Source organism: Methylophaga sp. UBA2689, from assembly GCA_002354555.1.
GTDB lineage: Bacteria > Pseudomonadota > Gammaproteobacteria > Nitrosococcales > Methylophagaceae > Methylophaga.
Map to the genome: position 1 here is coordinate 14,339 of DELT01000090.1, position 21,928 is coordinate 36,266.

Consider the following 21,928-nt stretch of genomic DNA (forward strand, 5'->3'; position numbering starts at 1 on the left):
ACATTATGCCCCCGCCGATGTAATATTCTGGCAGCCTCCAAACCAATGCCGCTCGAACATCCGGTAATCAAAATATTGCGTCGCTGTATGTTGGGCTTGTTTTTTGGCATATAAGCAATCAGAGTATGGTTAAATTATAACGGCTAAACATTTAAGCATATTGACCGCTAAATGTTATAGAACGAAACAATTAAGGTGGGCAAAACTCAGGTATGTTACAAGGAAATGATATTAGTCAGACCGATTACGAACGGTTTCGACTTTTTTTGGAACAGGCCTGCGGCATTGTTTTGGGTGATGGCAAACAATATTTAATTGTCAGCCGTCTCACCAAGCTGTTACGTGATGAAAATATTCCCTCAGTTGCCGATCTGTTAAATGCGATACAGCGTGGCCATCCACGTCATTTGCGAGACGCGGTTATTGATGCGATGACAACGAATGAAACGTCGTGGTTTAGAGATGGGGGGCCGTTTGAAGTATTTGAAAAAATGACGTTGGCGGATTTGGAAACGCGGGTTACAGCACCCTGCAGAATCTGGTCAGCAGCCTGCTCTTCGGGGCAGGAGCCCTATACGATCAGCATGATCCTCAATGAATATATTCGTAAAAAGCCGGATAGCAAACTTAAAAGCACACAAATTATTGCCACGGATATTTCCAACAGCATGCTTGCACTGGCACGGCGGGGTGTTTATGAAGAACATGCCCTGATAAGAGGAATTTCCCCCGCGAGACGACAACAGTTTTTCAAACCCTTTGAAGGCCGCTGGCAAATTGTCGATGAAGTTAAACAGCGGGTTCAGTTCAGGGAACAGAATCTGTTGCAAAGCTATACCGGATTGGGTCGGTTTGATGTCATCCTGTGCCGTAATGTGTTGATTTATTTTTCGATGCAACGCAAGACAGATATTCTTACCCGTTTGGCCCAGGCATTAAACCCGGGTGGGTACCTGTTTTTAGGTGCCTCGGAAACGATTAGTGGTTACACCGATGCCTTTGATTTGCAACGCACGCCGCATGGTGTGGTGTATCGCCGTCGTTAGTTTTCGTATTTATCGGATACAGATTTAATCTCTATGGCTTCAGCGGATTGATCACTTGTTGCTGTTTTCGTCGTTTGCGGTTTTTCACACCATCCCAGCCAGCTTCCAATGTATTGTAAAACCGTTTTGATTAAACGCCATAAACGCGGTAGCAACCAAATCATTAACATGATGAAAACAATTAGTGCCGCAAGAAACCACAGCGGATGAGTGAGGGCCGTCCACAAACCGGCAATCACCAGCAAGTCTTCGGTTATTGAGGCTGTCCAGTTGCTGAAAGGTTCTGGTGAGGTATTGATCATTAATCGACTGCCGGCTTTAGTGGCATGGGTTGCGGCAGCAAGGCTCCCGCCCAGCAGACCTGCTGTTAATTCGATTGCCGGGCTGACATCTCCTACTGCACTTGCCGCCAACATGGCACCAGCCGGAATACGGATAAAGGTATGCAGAGTGTCCCAGCCGGTATCGACACCAGGCACTTTATCAGCGAAAAATTCCACACAATACATTACTGCTGCGGCCGTCATCACCAGAGGGTCACTGAGAACCTGCAACTCTGTCGGCAAAACCATATGCCCTGTTGTGCCCATATAACCCAGCATAAATACCGCAGCATATAAATTGATACCACTGGCCCAGGCGGCCCCCATACTCAGCGCAATAATACTTACAGCATCCATTTAACGACTCCCGTTTGGTATAGTGGCCAGGGTCTGTTGATCTTTCAGAGTCTCCCGCAGTGATGGCTTTGAAAGATCAACAGACCCCAGAGTTTTTATGGAGTAATTGAATGATAACCCGAGCAGAGCTGATCGCCTATCTTGATGAGCAATTGGAAGTATCGAGATTTCAGGACTATTGTCCGAATGGTTTACAGGTAGAAGGTAAACCAGAGATAAATACTCTGGTGACCGGCGTAACGGCAAGTCAGGCTTTGTTAGAAGCGGCTGTGGAGCACAATGCTGATGCCCTTATGGTTCATCATGGGTATTTCTGGCGTGGCGAAGCTCCCACAGTGACAGGCATTAAGTACCAACGTTTGAAAATGTTAATCAATAATGACATGAATCTTATTGGCTACCATCTGCCCTTGGATGCCCATGCCGAGTTTGGTAATAACGTACAACTGGCGAAAATACTGAATATAGAAATTGATGGATTTATTGCCGGTACTGGAGAACCCGCTATCGGTTTTCAGGGGAAACTAGCAACATCACAAACATTAGACGAATTTTCATCCTATATCGCCTGTCAACTGGATCGAAAACCTACCATTATTGCCGGTCATGATCGTTTAATAAAAACAGTTGGCTGGTGTACCGGTGCTGCACAAGGCTATATTCAGCAGGCAGCAGAGTCAGGTCTGGATGCCTTTATCAGTGGAGAGGCTTCAGAGCAGACAACACATTTGGCCAGAGAACTTGGAATTCATTACATCGCAGCAGGGCACCATGCTACAGAACGTTATGGTGTTAAATCCTTGGGAGAGCATCTTGCTCTGAAATTTGGCCTGCAACACTATTTCATTGACATTGATAATCCAGTTTAATGGATAAACCTGCCATCAGGATGATAACCAGTATGAAAGACTATATAGACAAGTTAAAACATTTTTTCCAGGTTCAGCTTTGGCAGGAAACGACTGAAGGCGCCAGCAAACTAAAACGTTTGACACGGCACGCGGGTCGAGTGACTTATGTGATGGCGAGACAACTGTCGACCGGAGAATTAAACCTGCGGGCAATGAGCCTGGTATTTACCACCTTATTATCATTAGTACCGTTGATTGCAGTTGCTTTCTCGGTGCTCAAAGCGTTTGGAGTACATAACCAAATAGAACCCGTACTGCTCAACTTTATGGCCCCACTCGGTGAAAAAGCAGGGGAAATGACTTCCGGCATTATTGGTTTTGTAGAAAACGTCAAAGTTGGTGTGCTGGGTTCTATTGGTTTGGGCATGTTGTTCTACACTATTATTGCTCTGGTACAGAAGGTTGAAAGTGCTTTTAATTTTGTGTGGCGGGTGAAAAGGTCAAGGTCGTTTGCACGTCGATTTACTGATTACATGAGTGTTGTGATGATCGGTCCGGTATTGGTCTTCTCTGCTTTAGGTGTCGCCGCAACGGTGATGGATAATGATGTGGTCTCGACCTTACAATCAATCGAACCATTTGGAACATTGCTACTGATTCTCAGCAAATTGTTACCCTATTTTATGATTGTGCTCGCCTTTACCTTTCTCTATACCTTTATTCCCAATACCAAAGTGAAACTTGGGCCCGCCCTGGGTGGTGCAATGGTGGCCGGGGCGCTATGGATTGGACTTGGGACCTTATTTGCGACTTTTGTAGCTTCATCATCCAATTACACGGCAATCTATTCCAGTTTTGCGATTTTATTTTTCTTTATGATATGGCTTTATCTTGGCTGGTATATTTTATTGACTGGATCTCAGGTAGCTTTTTATCTTCAGCATCCACGATTTGTATTGATGGGCGGAAAAACCCTGGTTTTGAGCCCACGTTTACGTGAGAAAAAGGGCCTGTGGCTAATGACTATTATTGCTCGTCGCTTTTGTGAAAAAAAGCCGGCATACAGTCTCTCGGAGCTGGAGAAGCTGACCACGTTAAGCAGTGAAAATTTAGAGGAATTATTGGACATTTTGGAGCAAGGCGGCTTTATCGTAGAAGTGGCCGGAGATAAAGATTCCTTTACTATGGCGGGAGATGTCAGCAAAATTTTAGTCAGTGAAATTTTGCTCTGCTTACGTAGTGCCGAAGAAATTGGTATTTCAACATTACAGCAACACACTGAACCTGGTATTGAAGCTTTCTTTTCTGAAATTAATGAAGCACAGAATGACGTGTTGGATGACTTAAGTTTGCGTGATTTAGCGATAGGCAAAAATGCAGCATGATTGAGACAAATGCTTTTCAAGGAAAACGTATTCTTCTTGGCGTTACCGGCAGTATAGCCGCCTATAAGTCAGCCGATTTAGTTCGAAGATTAAAAGAATACGGTGCTGAAGTACGGGTAATGATGAGCCAAGGCGGCACGCAATTTATTACGCCACTCACTCTGCAAACGGTCAGTGGTAATCCCGTTTCATTGAATTTCTTTGATGCTGACGAAGAAGCTGCAATGGGCCATATTAAACTGGCGCGTTGGGCTGACTGGATCCTGATTGCTCCCGCAACCGCTGATTGTCTGGCAAAACTGGCTCATGGTCTGGCTGATGATTTGATTTCCACGGTTTGTCTTGCCTCTGAAGCGCCACTGATTGTGGCACCAGCAATGAATAATAAAATGTGGTCGCACATTGCAACTCAGCAAAACTGCCAACTGCTAAAACAACGCGGTGTTGAATTTATTGGTCCTGAAAGTGGTGATCAGGCCTGTGGAGAGCAGGGCGAAGGTCGCTTAATGGCAGTTGAAAATATTGTGTTGCATCTGAGCCGCAAGTTGCAGACTGGTCCTCTGACAGGAAAACAAATAGTCATTACTGCAGGGCCTACACATGAACCAATTGATCCGGTTCGCTTTATTGCTAATCGCAGCTCAGGGAAAATGGGCTATGCTCTGGCGCAAGCAGCCGTTGAATTGGGGGCAAAGGTCACTCTGATATCCGGGCCGGTGGCTTTGGAAGCACCGCCTGGTTGTAACCGAATAATGGTTGAAACGGCTCAACAAATGTTTGACGCCGTTATGCAAAACTTAGCCGGAACGGCAATCTATATCGGTTGTGCAGCAGTAGCGGATTATCGCCCCACGCATCCTGCTTCAGCTAAATTAAAAAAATCGGCTGAGGATGATTTATCACTGCAACTTCGTTTGAATCCCGATATTATTACAGCGGTTGCCAGTGCCGGTGAACGGCCAGAGCTGGTGGTTGGTTTTGCTGCTGAGACAGATGATTTGCAACAATATGCACAACATAAATTACAAAAAAAACGTTTGGATTTGATCGCAGCGAACCAAGTGGGTGATGGGCTGGCTTTTGGTCAGGATAACAATGCGCTGGAAATTTTCTGGGAAGGTGGTCATAAATCCTTGGCTGAAGCTCCGAAACTTGAAATTGCACGCGAACTTATAACATTAATAACAGAGCGCTATCATGCAAAAAATTCAATTTAAGATTCTCGATCCGAGACTGGGCAAATCAATTGAACTTCCGGACTATGCCACCGATGGTTCCGCCGGGATGGACCTGCGGGCTTGTCTGGATGAAAATCTGACATTACATCCTGGCGAAACCATTCTGATACCGACCGGAATTGCCATTCATATTGACGATCCCGCCCTGGCTGCGATGATTTTGCCGCGCTCGGGCCTGGGACATAAACATGGCATAGTATTAGGTAACCTGGTGGGACTCATTGATAGCGACTATCAGGGACAAATTTTTGTATCTTGTTGGAATCGTGGTGATACGCCCTTTGAGATCGTAGTGGGTGAGCGTATTGCACAAATGCTGTTTGTCCCAGTAGTACAGGTAGGATTTGAGCAGGTCACCGAATTTACTGCCAGTGAACGTGGTAGTGGCGGCTTCGGCCATACTGGCAGAAGCTGATCATAAACGTGCTGTTGAAACTGCAAAATCTGAAGTTATTTCGCAGAAGGCTGAGTTCGCTGGCCATTCTGCTGTTGATTTTAATTGTTCTATCCGGGGTGGCGGCAGCAATCCAAATTAATGATTACCAGCAGCAGTCAGCCTTAGCAGCATTTAACCAGAAACAAACAGAAAAGCTAGCGCTCGCCGCATCCGGCATGATCGATATGCTACAAGTCTGGCAGCAACGTTTTAACGAGATGTCGGCTGAAAATGCACAGGATCCGGTAGCCTTTGGCTGGCCTGATGCATCAACCTCATGTGTTATTGCCTCTATACCTGCTGCTCCAACATCCGATGCGTGTATTCCGGTCAGTTTTGGCACTATCAACAGTTTACGTCAGGCAGATGTGCAAGGGATGGCTGATATTGCTGTTATGCAACCTGATTCCGCCCAGGCGCATATTTTACTGACCAAGAAACTGGATGCAGCGGGATATCTGGTGCTTACCCTGCAAATGACTGAGTTGGAGGAAAAGCTGCGTGAACGTTATTTATCGATTGGTTCAGGTAGTCTGGCATTACAACAAGGGGCCCAAAACTGGCTGACGCTTATCGAACAAGGGGATGGTAAATCTCTGCATTCCAGTCCTGTTTATACTCAGGCATTACCCGGTGCCTACTGGCGTCTGGCATTCTGGCCTGCTGAAGGAGTGGCTAAAACAGCAGCCTGGCCCGCATTGCTCATGTTGGCCATTATTGTTTGTGCCTTATGCTGGCTGGTGATTAATCGGTTCAGCACACTAAAACCGAAAAAACAGGCTCAAATTGGAGCACGCCCACGGCCAGTAGAATATGTAGAAAATGAAGTCAATATCGATAATACGCCGCCTCCCGCGGTGATACGCGCAGCCGCTCCCAAAGTCAGTAAAACCGAATCAGTAGATAGAGTCAGGCCAGTAGATATTAAGCCGGTGATTTTTAAGGCTTATGATATTCGTGGCATTGTCGGCACTCAGTTGAGTGAACCGATTATGCGGGTCTTGGGGCTTGCTATAGGTACGGAGGCTCAGCATCAGGAGCAGACTCGGATTATCGTTGGCCGGGATGGACGGCTTTCCAGTGAGAGTTTCAGTGATGCGTTAATCGAGGGCATTCTGGCCAGTGGCTGTGATGTTACTGATATTGGGGCGGTACCTACCCCTCTGGTTTATTTTGCTTCGCAGCACATGCGGACGCATTGCGGCGTTGTAGTGACTGGCAGTCATAATCCTCAGGGCTACAATGGTCTGAAAATTGTTATCAATGATAAAACGCTATCGGGAGACGCTATTCAGGGCATTTATCACCGTATACAGCATTCTCGACTATATAGTGGCGAGGGGCAGTTACGGCAGGCAGATATCATTACTAGTTATATTGAAAAAGTAAAACAGACTGTTCCGTTATCACGTCCGTTGAAAGTGGGGGTGGATTGTGGAAATGGCATTGCCGGTAAAGTGGTCCCGCAATTGCTAACAGCATTAGGTTGTGATGTGCATGAGTTGTTTTGTAATGTGGATGGTCACTTTCCCAATCATCATCCCAACCCCGCACAACCGCAGAATATGCAGGATATTTCTAAATTGGTTAGAGAGAAACATCTTGATATTGGACTGGCGTTTGATGGGGACGGCGATAGACTCGGCGTAGTGAACGGAGAGGGTGAAATCATCTGGCCGGATCGTTTGCTGATGTTATTTGCCAGCGATATTCTGAAGCGCCATAAAGGCTCGACCATTGTTTATGATGTCAAAAGTACGGGCTTATTGGATCAGGTTATTACCAAAGCTGGAGGCAAAGCGATGATGTGCGCTTCCGGCCATTCGTTAATACGGGCAGAAATGCTCAAACATGAAGCAAAATTAGCTGGTGAGTTAAGTGGACATATCTTTTTTGCCGACAATTGGTATGGATTTGATGATGCCTTATTTGCCGCCTGCCGTCTGCTGGCGCTGATTGCCGATGATCCTCAACGTCGTGGTGCAACAGAAATCTTTGCTGCACAACCGCAAAGTGTTAACACTCCGGAAATTTTAATTGATCTAGATACAGCAGAGTGCCGTCGGTTTATGACACAATTTACACAAAATGCACAGTTCGATGATGGTGAAGTTATTACCATTGACGGTGTCCGGGTGAATTTCAGCAATGGCTGGGGGCTTGTTAGAGCCTCAAATACCGTTCCGGGTCTCACGTTACGGTTTGAAGCAGAAACTGAAGAAGATCTGGAACAGATAAAACAACAATTTATTCAGCAGATGCTGCAGGTGAAACCTAATCTAAGTCTGAATCTTTAACCTTACGCTATTTACGACAAAAACGAATTATAGTTGGTCGTTATTTTGCATAAGCAAAAACAATAAAAAAAGCCTGCACTAAACTGTGCGGGACAAGGAAGAAATTTTTAATGAGTTTGAATACACAAAAAGCATCACATATTGCTCAGGTTCTGACTGAGGCGTTGCCTTATATTCAACGTTTTTCCGGTAAGACCCTTGTTATCAAATATGGTGGCAATGCCATGATTGATGAAACGTTGAAAAACAGCTTTGCCCGCGATGTTGTTCTATTGAAAGCTGTTGGAATCAACCCCGTCATTGTCCATGGTGGTGGACCGCAAATCGGTCAGCTTTTGGCAAAGATTGGGAAAGAGTCAGAGTTTATCAATGGTATGCGGGTAACAGACACCGAGACCATGGATATTGTTGAAATGGTGCTTGGCGGCCAAGTGAACAAGAGCATTGTTAATCTGATCAATAACCATGGTGGACGGGCTGTCGGCTTAACAGGTAAAGACGGTAGTCTGATCTTTGCTGAAAAAATGAAATTTGCTTCACAGGAAGAACTTGGCGTTGATGCACCGGAAATGATTGATTTGGGCTATGTCGGTCGCGTTACCAGTATTGATACCAGCGTGATTGATATGTTGATACACAGTGATTTCATTCCGGTAATCGCTCCTATCGGGGTGGGTCAGGATGGTCAGTCCTACAACATTAATGCCGATCTGGTGGCTGGTAAAATTGCCGAGGTGCTGCAGGCAGAAAAATTGATCCTATTGACAAACACGCCCGGACTGCTAGATTCTGATGGGACGTTGCTTACTGGTCTGAATGCGAAACAAGTCAATGATTTAATTGCATCGGGTGTCATTTACGGTGGAATGTTACCTAAAATTGGCTGTGCATTAGATGCCGTTCAGGCAGGGGTGACCAGCTCACACATCATCGATGGTCGTGTACAGCATGCGGTATTACTGGAAATGTTTACGGATGAGGGCGTTGGTACGCTGATTCGTGGAGGCGGTCGATGACAGAGCAGCAATCAACTCGCGCGCAGATAAAACAGTCGCGTCATCAAGCCATATTGGAAGCTCTGGCGACGCAACTCGAACAACATCCCGGACAACGAATCACAACAGCGCAATTGGCTGAAAGCCTGGGAGTATCTGAAGCAGCGTTATATCGCCACTTTCCAAGTAAGGCGAGGATGTTTGAAGGTCTTATTGAATTTTCCGAAGATACCGTTTTCGGTCTGATTCGCAGAATTGTTGATGAAGATGATAATGCGGTCTCTCGATGTGAAAAGATTATGGCTCTGATGCTGGGGTTTAGTGCAAAAAACCCGGGTATTAGCAGTGTGCTCGTTGGAACAGCGTTAACTGGTGAAACAGAACGGCTTCGTCATCGAGTGAGTCAATTTTTTGACCGATTGGAGACGCAGTTCCGACAAATTCTGCGGGAACGCGAGTTAACCTTGACACAAGCTGGCGGACGGCCAGTGAATGAAACGGCTAACTTGTTACTCAGTATTGTTGAAGGAAGACTTCAACAGTTTGTTCGTAGTGGATTTCGTCAATCACCGCTTCAGGGATGGGAACAACAATGGCAACTCATCAATACGATTCTCAAGGTCTACGCGTGATAAACGTAGTTTTGGTTGGTCGAACAATAGCCAGTTTAATTAATCTGGCGGAACATGATGACTTGAAGATTACCGTTATCGACCCTGAAACTATTGATACAGCAATTTTGGCAATAATAGCTGCTGAAGCTGATATCACTGTGCTGGAACAATATAACGAACGTATTAATGCCGATATTCTATGCTTGGTGTTGGCGACCAACTACGCGCACAATCAAACCATCATTCTGTCAGATAAAACACCGGACTTTAATCAACTCAAAGCAACTGGGTTCAGAGCCCGCGGTTATATTACACCTTCTCAACATGACAAATTAGTGAAAGCTATTCGTGCAGTACATGATGGTGAGGCATGGTTACCTAGGCGTCTGGTTGCCGATATGCTGAATCATTTCGCTGCAGGTGCTATCGGACAATAATCAAACTTTGCCAAGTATTGATTTAATCTGGCTGGAATTTTGCTAGTTAAAAAATAAATTATTTAAATTTTTTGTTTTTTAGTACCAATGTACAGTAGATAGCCTTTCGTAGTCATGGGAAACTATCTGCAAATATGGTCACAAGCGTTTTTTGTCGGCCTTGGGAAGCAGTATTTCATCGGAGAAGAGTTTATGGCCACAGAAGCCGGAATTATTTCAGCCTTAATTGGCACTGCAACTGCCACAGCAGTCGACGGTACTGTGAGAAATTTACAAGTTGGTGACAAAGTTTATCCCAACGAAATTATTACCACAGGTATTGCCGGTGCTATCGAAATTGAATTTCCTGATGGCGGTGTAATGGATCTGGGAAGGAATTCTCAGGCCGTTCTCGACATTGAAGCATTTGAATTTGATGTTGCAGAAACTGATACACCTCCACCCGCTGCTGATCTGGTGGATGATATAGACGCCATTCAACAAGCTTTACTCGCAGGTGATGATCCCACTGAAGTGGCTGAGCCAACTGCTGCAGGTCCAGGTGCACAACCCACCAGTGAGGGTGGCAGTGAAGCAGTTGTTGTAGATTATCTTGCTCCACGCGTAACACCTCAAGCTGGTTTTGAGACTATTGGACCAAGTATAATTTTTCCAACAATAGAAGAAGAGCAATTACCAACTCTGATTGATGCCAATTCCGAGGATGGTGATACACCCATTATTCCGCCACCGCCAGAATCCATTTCTATCCTTTCTACTGATCAACTCAATTTTGCTGAGGCAAACCTGAGTTTTGGTACTAATCCTGATAGTAGCTCATTGACTAAAACAGGCACATTTACGGTCAGCGCTTCATCTGGTGTTGACGCACTCAGTATTGATGGAGAACCTGTGATTCAGGATGGCAATATCTTGAATAATCTTCCTACGCTTACCAACGAGTATGGAAATACCCTTAATATTACGGATGCCACACTAAATTTGGATGGCACCTACACCATTAGTTACAGCTATACATTGAACAATGCCGTTGAACACAGTCAGCCGGACAATGATACAGATTTGAGTAACAGTTTCGAGATTATTGCTACAGATAGTAATGGCATAAGTGATTCGGCCAACCTGAATGTTTCAATACAGGATGATAATCCATTAGTTACTGCAACACAGCCTGAAATGGGTTTTGAGATGCAGATTACCAATTTAGGTTCCATATCTGCAGGTTACGATAATAGCTATGGTTATTACATCAAAAATGAAAATGGTGAGCCTACTAGTGGCGTCGTGCTCTTTGCAAATGTTAAACAGAATGTTTCTTCAACCGTTCAGGTTGAAGGTGTCAACCCAGAAGATATTGGGTTTTTTGTTATTTCCAACGGTGGTAGGTTGAACTCTGAGCTGGAAAATGGAACAGAAGTCACCTTTGAACAATTACCAAACGGCAGCTGGCAGGCGGTGACCACTGATGGTGTTGCATTATTAAGTAATTTTGACAAAGCGCCTGCATTATTCGATAACTCGGAATTAAACCTCAGTAACTATGACTATTTGAATAGCAATGCTAATCCTGGTAATCAAAACTGGGAAGATGTTATCGGTGGCGGCGATCAAGATAATAATGACGTAAATATTAACGTTGAGTTTACAAAAACAAAAGGTTTAACCGTAAACGAAAACCTACTTGCTGATGGTGATGATTCAACTGCTGCAGTTGCCAGCCTTAATATAAGTGAATACTTTGCAACACAATATGGGGCGGATGGAGCAGGTACTTCTGAATATGCTCTGAGTATTGATACAAATGTAGCAACCGGTTTAAATGATACTGAAACCGGACAGATGGTTTCTTTACGTTACCAAAATGATGATCCGGAATCAGGCGTCGTTGAAGGCTACATCGAGAATGGTGATGATACGTCAGTGGTATTTACATTATCGATTGATCAAAGCGGTTTAGTGACGCTCGAGCAATTAAGACCAGTTTTTCATGATGATCCCACTGATTCATTGCAGTTGCTCACTCCTGCAACCATTAATCCTGGAGCCATTGATGCGGTGCTAACCGTCACTGACAGTGATGGTGATACGGCAGACGCCAGTATAGATCTTGGCGTTGTCATTGCATTTAATGATGATGGCCCTTCTGCCACTGACTATGTTGGACAGGATACTGCTTCTGGAGAATCAACTTCAGGACAATTCAACTTTAATGTTGGGGCTGATGGTGGTGGGTTAAGTGCGATAAATAATACAGTACTTATTTTTGGCGCTGATGGCTGGTCACAGTCAGTTGCAACTGAATTTGGTACGATTCGGGTGACCGAGCAAGGTGATTATGAATATCAATCGACCTCAGATGTTAAACAGACCATAACTGAGAGTATTGAACTGACAGTGACAGATGGTGATGGCGACACTGCTACTTTTGAAGCCGAATATTCGATATTACCTTCAGTTGCTGTTACGCCAATTTCATTACAACTGAGTATCGGTAGTGAAACATTAATCGAAAGTTCAACCAACTTTATTACCAATGGTAGTTTTGAAAACATTAATGGCATTAGTGCTAATGGAAATAGCGTTACTGATGTTGCAGATGGAAGTCTAGCGGGTGGTCAGTTGGTTTCAATGCAATCGATCACCGGTTGGCAACTGGTTGATGAATCTATGCCGGCAATGGAACCACATGCTGGAGGACACGGACAAGTCGGAACAACAGATGGAAACCATTATATGGATCTGGGCGCCAGTCCGGGGAATAGTGGAATATACCAACAGGTTTCAGGTTTAGTTAATGGCCTGGAATATACTCTAAGCTTTGATTATCTTGATAAAGCATTAAAAATGGCAAATAACGCTGATTCTGGCGTGATGCAAGTCATTTGGAACGGCGAAGTGCTTGCTACGATTGATGGTGATAATCGTGACTCATGGGAGTCAGTCAATTTTACTGTCATTGGCGGAAGCTTTGATGGAAGCAATACATTAGTTTTCAATGAAATTGGTTCCATAGATAATCATGGAATTGCAATTGACAATGTGGCATTAACACCTAATATTGAAAATGACTATTATCAATATGATTTAAGTATTCTTGCATCTGCAGCTTTTGATACAGATGGGAATAGTGGTGTTGTGAAAATTGATGCTACTGAGTTAAGGTCTCAAGGTATTGATATTCTTGGTTACGATCCTGTTATCAATTTTCCAAATAGAACTTTTGAAATTGAAGTTGAAAATGATCAGCCACTGACATTAACGTTAGTCTCTGATAATCCTTTAACACCAGAAGTTATAAACTCCATAGAGGGGTCACTCACTTTCGTATCAGATAACGGTACAGTGGTGGATGTTACTTCTACAGCCTATGCTGAATTAGTCGGAACTAGTGCTGATAATCAATTAATTGGAACTGATTCAGATGAATTAATTATAGGCGGGGCAGGCGATGATATCTTAACCGGTGGAGATGGCAAGGATATTTTTGTCTGGAATGCCGGCGATGAGGGTGTTGCTGGAGTACCCGCGAGTGATACGGTTAAAGACTTTAATATTTCACAAGGCGATGTGCTGGATTTCTCGGATATTCTTGTCGGTGAAGATGCCGGTAACCTGACTGACTTTATCTCAATTACAGAAGATGGCTCGGATATCGTGATTGAACTGAAACCTGAAGCAGGGGATGTAACGCAAAAAGTTACATTGCAAGGTACTTCACTAGCAGATTTAGGCGTTGGTGGATTTGATGCTTCTACGCAACAGGCTGAGATTATTAACAAGCTGGTGCAGGATGGTCATGTGAATGTTGATAGTTGATACTAAATAATTTTTAAAATAAAAAACCCGCGTTGAGCGGGTTTTTTATGGATTAAAGCTTTTTTACCAACAATCATTTGCAGGAGTTCTTTGATTGTTTTGATTAATTGTCATAATGCCACATCTGTCAGCAGTTTGCCCTCCAGTTGGAACGGCTTGAATTGTATAAGCAGAAGCAGAAGGTGCTGCAGTAAAACGAAGGTTGTAGAAACTATTTCCTTGTTTTGGAGAGGTATTAAAAGGCAGGTTAGCACCAAGATAAGAGAAGTTTTCTCCATAAAATCTCTCCATATAGCTAACTAACTCAAGTAAATCAGCTTGTGCGTTTGACCTACGAGTCTCTCTTACTTGCTCTTGGTAGGAAGGGTAAGCAATCGCGGCTATTATTGCAATGATCGCAACAGTTATCATTAACTCGATTAGTGTAAAACCCTTTTGTGGCTTGTTTATCATTCATATCACCCCGTTAATTGGCATTAAGTAACCAAATATCGGTTATATAATGTAGCTCGCTATCTTCATCCTGAGAGATATTAAATCCTATCAGTTCACCAGCCGGTAATCTTGGGGCTAATTCTCCAGGACGAACCAATGCATGAACGTTTGTATCGTTATCGATGCGATAAGCTTTATTATTAACTAATATAGTTTCTGAGTGACCAGATTCTTCGCTAATTATTCCTGTGTGAGAAAAGCTTGTTTGAGCACCTGAAAAAACGCATGTACTTAATATCATCAAAAACGCAGTAGTAAAAACTTTCATAAAATTTCCTCAGTAGATTATTGCAACTGACGCCATGATTGTCTCCCCTCATATCCGGGGCCTGGATTTTCGATAGTCACTTCAATGTTTCCATCTGCCCCACTGGTATATTTTACTTCCTGTTGACCACCAGGTTGATTGACAATGCTTGGGGTAGGAATAATACCAACTTTAGATTCTTTTCCACTATAAGGTACCTCTATTTCAGTGTCGGGAACACCATCTCCATCAGTATCAATTTCCAGAGTGAAATAATCTTCGGATGAAAACTCACCATCATCATTTACATCAAAAGGTGAATATGCCAATCTGCCACCAGAAGCATAATTCATTTCCATTAACCAACCCGATCCACCAAATGCACATGGGTCATCAGAAGGAATCAATGTAGTAAAGATGATTTTACCATTACGAATAATGGAATTACTGACCTGTCGTTCACCGAGATTATCAGTGTTAGCTCCTTGGACGTTTAACAAATCAATATACCAGCCAGAATACTCTGTCCAATTTATTGATTCATCAGAGGTAACACGATAATTAGCCCCACCTACTGAGACTTGTTGCAGGATTTGTTGTTGCAAAAGATCACTTCTATCAAACTGTAAAAGAGTTGAAAATCTTTTATCCCAGATACCATAGAAACTTTGGGTAACCTGATTTTCACTACTATTATCACCAACTTCAAAGTATTTACCGGTTCCAAATAACAACAAATAGCCATTTTCTCTTGGATGTTTAACAACTTGAATACGAGTCGTAATAGGTTGACGGTTTGATGCAGTACAAGATTCTGCAGCGCAGGCCGTGTAGAGAGGTTGCGGATTACCTGAATCAAAGTATGTAAAATCCCATTCGTCCTTATCTTGACTAATAATATTAATGCTCCAGATGTTACCAAATAAATCACCCGCGTAGATTGCGTCGGCAATATTGTCATTATTGATGTCAATTGCTGTCGGAGATGAAATCCCGTTTGGACGGTTATTACCAGTTGGATCATTGACCAGTGTTTCAAACTTTTTAATCAAACTGCCATCAGCAAGATTGACAAGATAAATCGTACCGTTGCCAGTTAAACTGTCATTATTATCATTTCCATCCGAATTATTATCTGCCGTATTGTTATAGCCACCACTAAACAAAGCTGCCCATTCACCATTATTCAGTCGAATAATACTTGCCTGACCATAGGTATAGCCGAGATCACGATCATCTTGGTCGGTAAATTCCCATAAAACATTATCAGCAACGTTTGCCTCGGTAGTAAGACTGGCTGGATCTGTAATATCCAAAGCAAAAATGCCTTGCCCTCCAGCACCAAGCCCTGAGACAAGTACAGTGCGCCAGCTGCTATTAATAAAAGCGTCAACAATCGTCGGGCTGCCATCTACATAGTATTTATGTGTATATGCTGTACTGCTCAGTTGATTTAAGTTGTCGTAGACTGCATTAGGGACATAAGCAAACTTTTCTACGCCATTATCGGCATCAAAAGCGTGCAGCATGCCATCATTTGCCCCTGCAAAAACTAACGCTGGCCGATTTTGATTGTTAACAACATATGTTGAATAGGGACTGGCGTTCTCAGGTTTCGAGTCATTCGCGTTGCTGGCTCCCCAATTATCCTGATAGCGAGACCCTGGAGCGGCAGCATAGGTTGGTGCAGAATTGACAATATCTCCAAGTAAACGATTTCGATTTCTAAGTGTTCCACCGTCATTACTTGCTTCATTCGATTGAACGCCACGCAAATAATTTAAAATGGATTGATTGCCCAATTTAGCTTGTTGGCTGGCAGCAATGGATGCCCAGCGAAATGGTTGTCCGGAATTGCCATCATAAGTTGCAATAACACGATCGTTTGCAGGAGGTATCAACGTACCTGCATCCCAGGCGATACCACCAAGTGTGGCGTCATTATTAATGTTATAGGCTAATAGTTGCCCACTCCAATCACCACTGTCAAAACGCGCTTGATAGATTTTACTGTCGCCTGATACCGAACCGGAGTTCAGAGCGACAGATGCTGCTGATGAGGTTCTTGAAGAAATATTAGAAAGAATAGCGCTTAAAGAATCAGCAAAAGTATCTGGATCACTGGCGCTAAAAAAACTACCGCGACTGTTCACTGCAGCGTGCCATAAATCATCAATATTTGCTTCTGAATTTGCAGTAGGTTCTGGCCAGGCGGTATCACCAGATTTTAATCCATCAAAATCTGTTTCAGGATCTAAAATGCCATTGACCCCAAGCCCTACCGTAAAATTAACCAAGTGTTGCCAGAAAGCTGGATCAGCTTGGTTTGTAGGTACATTATTTGTTAAATCTGCTCTAAGATCACGCTTCCAGTATTCCATCGCTACATCAGCTAATGTATTGCTCCACGCATCGTTATAGGGATTTTCAGGAGTATATTGGTAATCATCATTGTCAGGCCCCGAGATAACTTCACCGTCGGTTCCATCAGCATTTCCAACTCCCGGACTACTGCCGTTCCAATAACCATCAGTTGTTAAAATATGGTAATTTTGCCGACAGGAAAGATGTTCAGCATCATTGTTGGATCCCGGTGAGTTGCCCCATGGACCTCTATTATCGGTTCTTTCAAAATATTCACCAACGCTATTGGTGGCAGAACGAAGGGGGGTTCCGAAATTATTAATCACCCTGTCATATAAGTTATCAAAAAAACTGGCTCTATTTGCCCCTGAAAACTGTCTTAAGCCTTGGATAATTGCTCTATCACTGATTACGTTATCAATTGTATTGCTGCCTTGGTTTATGGCTGCAAATCCCACGCGTAAATTTGAGCCTTGTTTAGCAAAAGCCCTTCCAACACCTGCTCTCGCAGTCAGCACTCGAGAACGGTAATATTGGAACCAATTAGCAAAGTTTTGGGTTTCTTCGGCTTTGGTTCTTACAATACCTCCTGGGCTTGTGAATGTGGCTGAAGATGCCGTAGATGTCGTAATCCTGACTCGTGTATAACTGTTTCTATCAGTTGGTGAGCCACCATTATAATTGTAATAGGTAATAGGCCAATAGCTGTGGTTGCCGTTACAGGGATCGCCAAAAGCTGAATTAAGGTTGCTATCATGCCTGAACCAGCAAGCAAATTGAGTTTGCTGATTAACTAAGTTCAACCCACCAAGTGCAGGAATAGCTGGATTGTATAATGCATTAGTTGGGCTGGCATTACCCATACTGGTGCCATCTGCATTGCTCCATGGAACATAGGTTACATCTGGGTTATAGAAAACTGCATTATTAGCTGATGATCTGGTAAAGAAATTATGAACATTGTCATCATCAAAATTGGCAATTTGATTGGAATACGTTACACCACCATAAAGATTATTGGGTCTTGGAAAAACATAACTGCCGAAATATAGATTTTCATCTGGCATTACTTCCCATTGCATGGAGCCTGAATCATCAAGAGTAAACATAATGTTGGGTTCGATACTGCCGCCAAGATATAGTGGCACATTACTCAGGTTCAAAGTGTTCGCAAATGGCCCAGTACTGATTAATAAAGCGAGGCCTGTTGTAATTCTAAAGATGAGTTTATTCATATCAGTACCTTTTAATGACCGTGCTTTGCAATAAAACTCTGGCTTGATTTGAGCCACCTGTACCACGAGCAGTAATACGATAATAAATTTGGCCATCAACAGGACTACCAGTGCCCATTGCTGCATTATCTTTATCAAATACCAGCTGCTCTATGATATAGCGGGGCGGTGTGGCAACGTTTTCAACGTTAACAGAAGCCACACCATTCGCGTTCCACCAGGCTTCGTTTCGCTCAACCCACCATGGCGTGGCATTAGTTGGGGTCGCATCCATCGCATTAGTCGTCCATATATTTTCATTATTGCCATCTTGTGTAGCAATATGCTCATTGGCAAATCCGGAAATCCTTTTTTCGGCATCGCGTAAGGCAATCTCAGCTGCCTGAAACGCTAATTCCTGATCACGCAGGTTAGCAGTCATTTTTTCTTCAAGTGAACTGGTCCTAATGCTGGATAAACCCAAAAGCGTCATTAACACCAGAATTATCATGCTAATAATTAATGCTGCACCAGTTTGATTTTTAATTTGCATATTCATGATGTACGGTTTCGAAGTAGGATGGTTTGAGTAAAGACTCTTCTCAGTCTGCGATCATCTGCAGCTGGAGTAATGGTATTGCCGTTGAAGAAGTAGTCCTGTGGGCCATCGACAGTTAGATTGTTTTCCAAACTAACCATTAAAAGACTGATGCGAACACTGATAACATTTGCCCAATTCCCCACCGCGTTTGCGGTTCGATATTCATTGACTGAATAATCCTGGTTTGTATCAACGCCAAAAAGTATCTCCATTCTCTCAACACCTTCAATGAGTTCTTGAGAGTTATTATCAAGCACCTTCTGATAGAGTGAAGGGCCTGAAGCACCTTGTCTTATATAAAATGTGTGGGCTGTGTATGTGTTGATCCAGCCACCACCAAAGTTATCGCCTAAATCTGCAGAAAAATTTCCCGGTGAACCAATTCCAGCAGCATGCTCAATGCTTCCTGTAGAAGGGTCATTGGTAATTTGAAAGATAGCTGCACTATCACATGTAGTAACTAGGGCGATATTGCTACAATTTGCCTCATAATCGGGACTATCAGGATCAGGGTTACATGAGGTAAATGTATTATCCGAACCGGTTTGAAGTGGTTGCGTAAAATCATCTGCATCATGAGCGATAACGTTGGCATGACCAGCCCCTACACTTCTAATCGTAATAACGTCTGAGCCAGCTAGTGCATTGTTGATGCTGCCGTCAAGTGCCGGACTCCATGCGCCACTTGAGCCTTCACTACCCTCCACAGGAATATCTAAACGCCATAAGTAGCCTTCAGCATTATTTAATACATTTTCCAATGGGCGAACCGTTTGATCACCTGTTAGCGAGGTCGTAACGGTGCCATCATCTGGATCGACGCTGGTAGCTAAATCGTTAGCTTTTTGATTAAGTAGTGAGTTACATCCCCTATACCCTGCATTGTTCAATAATCGACTAATATGCTGTAATGCAAAGCGTCCATCTTCCTGCATTCGAGCCTTAGCTTCCTGAACACGGTATACCTGACGGTTATTGACGAATAGTTCAATTACTCCGGCAACCAGGATCAGCCCCAATACGATTGCTACCATTAACTCAACCAGTGAGAGTCCACGCTGTTTTTTCATAAGGCTCCTTCCATGGTTAATGTTTTAACAGCTAATTCGTTATAGTCGATATTTGCCACATTTCCTAAATGGATATCACGCCATTGAATTGTCACGGTACAAATAAACTCATTTAAATTATCAAATGCCGGACAACTAACTCCACCGGCTCCCCCAGGGAGGGCTTGGGATAAACTGGTTCGCCATTCATTAAGGTCCTGACTAGCAACATTTCCTCCTGCACTTGGCGTATCATCCGTCGCATCAATGTTATAAGCACCAGTCTGGCTGGCAATTCGGTTTGCTCGCATGCGATTTAATATATCCGATGCATACATTGATGCCTGGGTTCGTAGATCAGCGCTTTGGTTAGTTTTAAGTGCTGTTATTTGCAAATGAGCCAAACCAAGTAAACCAACGGAAAGTACAAATACAGCAACCATTACCTCCAACAAAGTGAAGCCAGACTGTTTTATTTTCAGCATGCTCCATCTCCTTCTTCAACTCGCATACGACCAGCGCCGTTAATAACAATATCTCTACCGTTGGTGTTTGGGGTGCACAAACTAAAACTTCCAATGGGTAACCCACCACCAGAGCTTAGCGTTTCTCCAGATGGACTGAAAGCGATCCAATCCTCATACTGTGAATCGCCCACAAGGGTTAGATTATTTCCAATATTCTCCTGAAAAAGTAAATAACAATCCTGTCCCTCTGTACTACAGTCAGTTGCGTTAACATTACCGTTAAAGGTTTCATTACTATTCCAGTCAGTAAATATTCTCCACCCCTGGTGCCACTCACCAGGGGTATTACTTTCAGGAATCATGGTGACCTGAACCCCACGGCGAATTGCTTCACTTTTAGCAAGTTGAAGAGAGCTCAAAAATAAGTTGGATTGTGTTGAAAGACGGTTTTCACGAATTAGGGAGTTAAAACTTGGCGCAGCAATTGCCGCGAGGATAATGACAACAACAAGTGTGATCATTAATTCGATCAATGTGAAACCATTATTTGCCGCAAACTTTTTCACTTTGGTGACGCTCCTTATAGGTATTCGGTTTTAACGCTAAAAGTATTGTGGGTCAAGCACTTATGCTGCTCACCCGCTATCTATTTTTTAAATACGTGAGCCAGTTGGCAAATGTATCGCCGATAGCAGGAATTCCTTTCATTATTACAGCATAAGCCTAGAGATTATATCAGCAGTATTCCGCTGGTTAAGTGGAGTGGCAACAGCTTGCCGCTTTGTTTTTTATTGTTTGCCGTAGTGCATTTAAGTGATTGATTAATAATGATAATAAATTGTGGCATGCAAGATGCTTACGTGTTTGCAAGTGAATGATTGTTGTGGAGAAACAACATGCCGATAAATTTTGATTCTGCTCTTGGTATTCATGCCGATGCTTTGCGTATCAGGACGCAGCGTGCAGAAATGCTGGCAACTAATCTGGCTAATGCCGACACGCCAAACTTTAAAGCAAAAGATATGGATTTTCAGTCGGCATTGCAAATGGCGGCAGCAGGACAAAAATCTGCCGCTTTAAATACGACTCATCAGAAACATATTGCCGGTAATGAAGGCAATCCGTTTGAAGCTGTCACCCAATACCGCACAACGATGCAAGACTCTTTAGACGGTAATACTGTGGATGAGCAAGTGGAGCAGGCACAGTTTATGCAAAATGCCATTCAGTACCAGGCCAGTCTTGAATTTTTAGGGTCACGCTTCCAAGGCCTGACCAAAGCAATCAAAGGGGAATAATCGGCCATGTCTTTATTTAATATTTTTGATATTGCAGGCAGTGGAATGAGTGCGCAGTCACTGCGCCTCAATACCACAGCCAGTAATCTGGCCAACGCCGATAGTGTCAGTAGTAGCGTAAATGAAACCTACCGTACCCGACAACCGGTGTTTTCAACCGTATTGGACGATGCACAGCAAGGATACAAAGCTGGCTCTGTTCAAGTATTAGGCATAACAGAAAGTCAGGCACCGGTTCGCCAGGAATACAACCCGTCACATCCTCTGGCAGATGACAACGGATATGTTTATCACTCAAATGTGGACGCCATTGCAGAAATGGCAAATATGATGTCGGCTTCTCGTTCATATCAGAACAATGTTGAGATTGCCAACACTTCCAAACAATTGCTGCTACA

The 21,928-nt window shown here is 43.5% G+C and carries 20 protein-coding genes; 12 read left to right on the forward strand and 8 right to left on the reverse strand.

What is annotated here, in order from left to right; all coding sequences use genetic code 11:
- Nucleotides 1-212 precede the first annotated feature (212 nt).
- Nucleotides 213-1,046, forward strand: coding sequence for a CheR family methyltransferase (locus tag B3M51_RS10480; protein WP_292356170.1), 834 nt, complete (start codon nt 213-215; stop codon nt 1,044-1,046).
- Here the strand turns inward: B3M51_RS10480 and B3M51_RS10485 are convergent.
- A complete protein-coding gene (locus B3M51_RS10485) occupies nt 1,043-1,726 on the reverse strand; it encodes a DUF4126 domain-containing protein (RefSeq protein WP_292479181.1) in 684 nt (227 codons plus the stop codon). The two genes, B3M51_RS10480 and B3M51_RS10485, sit on opposite strands and share 4 nt — an antisense overlap.
- Before the next feature lie 110 nt (nt 1,727-1,836).
- On the opposite strand from B3M51_RS10485, the gene B3M51_RS10490 reads away from it, so the two are divergent.
- From B3M51_RS10490 to B3M51_RS10530, 9 genes are all read left to right on the forward strand, one after another.
- Nucleotides 1,837-2,595 carry a Nif3-like dinuclear metal center hexameric protein gene (locus B3M51_RS10490; protein WP_292479183.1) on the forward strand — a complete coding sequence of 253 codons (759 nt, stop codon included), beginning with the start codon at nt 1,837-1,839 and terminating at the stop codon, nt 2,593-2,595.
- A gap of 32 nt (nt 2,596-2,627) precedes the next feature.
- Nucleotides 2,628-3,962: a YihY/virulence factor BrkB family protein gene (locus tag B3M51_RS10495; RefSeq protein ID WP_292759016.1), complete on the forward strand. Its 1,335-nt coding sequence runs from the start codon at nt 2,628-2,630 to the stop codon at nt 3,960-3,962.
- Nucleotides 3,959-5,179 carry a bifunctional phosphopantothenoylcysteine decarboxylase/phosphopantothenate--cysteine ligase CoaBC gene (coaBC, locus tag B3M51_RS10500; RefSeq protein ID WP_292759018.1) on the forward strand — a complete coding sequence of 407 codons (1,221 nt, stop codon included), beginning with the start codon at nt 3,959-3,961 and terminating at the stop codon, nt 5,177-5,179. The genes B3M51_RS10495 and coaBC overlap by 4 nt, the downstream gene beginning before the upstream one ends.
- Nucleotides 5,160-5,615, forward strand: coding sequence for a dUTP diphosphatase (gene dut / locus B3M51_RS10505; RefSeq protein WP_339776496.1), 456 nt, complete (start codon nt 5,160-5,162; stop codon nt 5,613-5,615). The genes coaBC and dut overlap by 20 nt, the downstream gene beginning before the upstream one ends.
- 8 nt (nt 5,616-5,623) lie before the next feature.
- The gene (locus tag B3M51_RS10510; RefSeq protein ID WP_292759021.1) at nt 5,624-7,933 is read left to right on the forward strand and encodes a phosphomannomutase/phosphoglucomutase; all 2,310 of its coding nucleotides are present in this window, start codon (nt 5,624-5,626) and stop codon (nt 7,931-7,933) included.
- A 110-nt stretch (nt 7,934-8,043) separates the two neighbouring features.
- On the forward strand, nt 8,044-8,949 hold the full coding sequence (gene argB / locus B3M51_RS10515) for an acetylglutamate kinase (protein ID WP_292479187.1): 906 nt from the start codon (nt 8,044-8,046) through the stop codon (nt 8,947-8,949).
- Nucleotides 8,946-9,560 carry a nucleoid occlusion factor SlmA gene (gene slmA / locus B3M51_RS10520; protein ID WP_292479188.1) on the forward strand — a complete coding sequence of 205 codons (615 nt, stop codon included), beginning with the start codon at nt 8,946-8,948 and terminating at the stop codon, nt 9,558-9,560. Before argB ends, slmA begins: the two co-directional genes overlap by 4 nt.
- Entirely contained in the window at nt 9,521-9,979 is a 459-nt protein-coding gene (locus B3M51_RS10525; protein WP_292759025.1) for a hypothetical protein, read from the forward strand. Before slmA ends, B3M51_RS10525 begins: the two co-directional genes overlap by 40 nt.
- A gap of 192 nt (nt 9,980-10,171) precedes the next feature.
- Nucleotides 10,172-13,795: a retention module-containing protein gene (locus B3M51_RS10530; RefSeq protein ID WP_292759030.1), complete on the forward strand. Its 3,624-nt coding sequence runs from the start codon at nt 10,172-10,174 to the stop codon at nt 13,793-13,795.
- 63 nt (nt 13,796-13,858) lie between these two features.
- On the opposite strand, the gene B3M51_RS10535 is transcribed toward B3M51_RS10530, so the two are convergent.
- From B3M51_RS10535 to B3M51_RS10565, 7 genes are read right to left on the reverse strand one after another with little or no spacing between them, the layout of a single operon-like run.
- Nucleotides 13,859-14,248, reverse strand: coding sequence for a type IV pilin protein (locus B3M51_RS10535; protein ID WP_292479192.1), 390 nt, complete (start codon nt 14,246-14,248; stop codon nt 13,859-13,861).
- A gap of 13 nt (nt 14,249-14,261) precedes the next feature.
- Nucleotides 14,262-14,558: a hypothetical protein gene (locus tag B3M51_RS10540; RefSeq protein ID WP_292479193.1), complete on the reverse strand. Its 297-nt coding sequence runs from the start codon at nt 14,556-14,558 to the stop codon at nt 14,262-14,264.
- Nucleotides 14,559-14,575: 17 nt separating this feature from the next.
- Nucleotides 14,576-18,136, reverse strand: a complete 3,561-nt coding sequence (locus B3M51_RS10545; protein ID WP_292759032.1) for a pilus assembly protein — start codon at nt 18,134-18,136, stop codon at nt 14,576-14,578.
- 1 nt (nt 18,137) lies between these two features.
- Entirely contained in the window at nt 18,138-18,674 is a 537-nt protein-coding gene (locus B3M51_RS10550; RefSeq protein WP_292759035.1) for a pilus assembly PilX family protein, read from the reverse strand.
- A complete protein-coding gene (locus B3M51_RS10555; protein WP_292759038.1) occupies nt 18,671-19,786 on the reverse strand; it encodes a PilW family protein in 1,116 nt (371 codons plus the stop codon). Before B3M51_RS10555 ends, B3M51_RS10550 begins: the two co-directional genes overlap by 4 nt.
- Nucleotides 19,783-20,250 carry a type IV pilus modification protein PilV gene (gene pilV / locus B3M51_RS10560; protein ID WP_292479197.1) on the reverse strand — a complete coding sequence of 156 codons (468 nt, stop codon included), beginning with the start codon at nt 20,248-20,250 and terminating at the stop codon, nt 19,783-19,785. Before pilV ends, B3M51_RS10555 begins: the two co-directional genes overlap by 4 nt.
- Nucleotides 20,244-20,798 (reverse strand): GspH/FimT family pseudopilin, encoded by a 555-nt coding sequence (locus B3M51_RS10565; protein WP_292479198.1) that lies wholly within the window; start codon nt 20,796-20,798, stop codon nt 20,244-20,246. The genes pilV and B3M51_RS10565 overlap by 7 nt, the downstream gene beginning before the upstream one ends.
- Before the next feature lie 330 nt (nt 20,799-21,128).
- Here B3M51_RS10565 and flgB point away from each other — a divergent pair, with 330 nt between their 5' ends.
- Both flgB and flgC read left to right on the forward strand, forming a co-directional pair.
- Nucleotides 21,129-21,530 carry a flagellar basal body rod protein FlgB gene (flgB, locus tag B3M51_RS10570; RefSeq protein ID WP_292759042.1) on the forward strand — a complete coding sequence of 134 codons (402 nt, stop codon included), beginning with the start codon at nt 21,129-21,131 and terminating at the stop codon, nt 21,528-21,530.
- A 6-nt stretch (nt 21,531-21,536) separates the two neighbouring features.
- Nucleotides 21,537-21,928, forward strand: a 392-nt coding sequence (gene flgC, locus B3M51_RS10575; RefSeq protein ID WP_292759045.1) for a flagellar basal body rod protein FlgC, incomplete at its 3' end; no start/stop codon positions are given.